The 1,561-nt window shown below is 32.7% G+C and carries 2 protein-coding genes; both read left to right on the top strand.

Going from position 1 to position 1,561, the window contains the following annotated elements:
• The first annotated feature begins 73 nt into the window (after window positions 1–73).
• A complete protein-coding gene (locus tag B3B27_RS11835; protein WP_414703087.1) occupies window positions 74–298 on the top strand; it encodes a DUF3658 domain-containing protein in 225 nt (74 codons plus the stop codon).
• A gap of 118 nt (window positions 299–416) precedes the next feature.
• On the top strand, window positions 417–1,253 hold the full coding sequence (locus tag B3B27_RS06060) for an exonuclease domain-containing protein (protein ID WP_286845326.1): 837 nt from the start codon (window positions 417–419) through the stop codon (window positions 1,251–1,253).
• The last annotated feature ends 308 nt before the right edge of the window (window positions 1,254–1,561 follow it).

Here is a 1,561-nt window from a genome sequence, read left to right on the forward strand (position 1 = left end):
ATCCAGAAAAGAGTTTCGTAAAATAACCGAAAAAGAATTGTTGAAATTCAGGAAACTGTAAGAAAGAGTCAATTTGGGGAATTCCCTGTTATGGATTTTAGATAAGGGTCAAATTGTAGAGAAAGAGGAAACCTATTTCGATTCCTTCTTGCTATCATATTGTTCTCACGAATTTCAACGTCCTGCAGGAGTCCTTCACCCTTACACTTCATTTCTATTTTTCAAACACATTTTAAATATATTCAATCATGATGTTCAAAAATTTTGTCGAAAAATGAGAATGTTACCCTTAAATTAACTAAACTTGCAGTCAGTAATTTTATTCGACAAACACACGGTTGGTTTATTAGATACAAGATACATCCATGATTTTTTCTATCATATTATAGGCAACTCAAAATCAAATACTTTGAAATATGGACAACTTAACATTCACTGCATTCGACACCGAAACAGCAACTAGTCATAGTGCGAGTATTTGTCAGATTGGATTTGTTGTTGTTAGAGAAGGACAAATCACAAGCGAAAAATCATATCTTATTCAGCCGCCGGGCAATGAATATGAAGCTCGACACTCTTGTATTCATGGAATTGATTCATTAAGAACAAAAGATAAACCTTTATTTCCTGAGGTTTGGGAAAATATTAAAGATGAATTTATAAGTTCACTACTTGTAGCACATAATGTAAGTTTTGATATAAACATATTAAATTCAACTCTTGCATATTACAATTTGCCAAGACCACAATGTAATTGTGATTGTACTTATCAGCTTTCTGGATTAAAATTAAAGTCTCTCGCTGAGTCTTTAGGAATTGTAATGACGAAGCATCATGATGCTCTTTCAGATGCCAAAGCTTGTGCCCAAGCCTATTTGTTTCTTAAGCAAGGGATTAAACCAAATCTAACTTTAATAAGAGAATATAAGAATTCAAACCCTTTTGCTGGACATGAGAAACTTACAGGAAACATTCTTAAACCAGATTTGAATGTTGAGAATATTTTAAATCCATTTTACGCAAAAAAAGTAGTATTTACAGGGATTCTGCAAACCATGACAAGAGATGAAGCGGCAAAAAAAGTTAAAGATTTGGGAGCTGATATCGATACTGGTGTCACTAAACGAACAGATTTTGTTATCGTTGGACAAGGCGCAGGACCTTCAAAATTGAAGAAAATTGAAGACCTAAATTTGTCGGGCTTCAAAATCCGAATTATTATAGAGGACGATTTCTTAAATATGATAAAATAAGAGCTGCGGGCAAGTAAAAAACATTACTGTTAGTAACAGAAATGCTCCAAATATATGTGAATTCGCTTTTATAAGACTATGCTAAATTATTATTATAAAGACTCAATCTGTTCATTCTTAACAAAGAGTGTTGATCAGGTAATAGGTGAAATTACCATATCGAATCAATTTGATTCCAATTTAAATCAGAATCATTCATGGGTAGCTGAAATTAATTGTTTACAAAAGGCCCTTCAAGGATTGGAAGGCACTATTTTCTTTGAATTCTCTATTCCTCGAATGGGAAAAAGAGTGGATACATTGATCAT

The sequence above is a fragment of the Proteiniphilum sp. UBA5463 genome (assembly GCF_002427225.1).
Lineage (GTDB): Bacteria > Bacteroidota > Bacteroidia > Bacteroidales > Dysgonomonadaceae > Proteiniphilum > Proteiniphilum propionicum.

Bases quoted from the DNA above. Each gene is read 5' to 3' on its own strand.
- B3B27_RS06060 (WP_286845326.1), top strand. From the start codon at position 417: ATGGACAACTTAACATTCACTGCATTCGACACCGAAACAGCAACTAGT.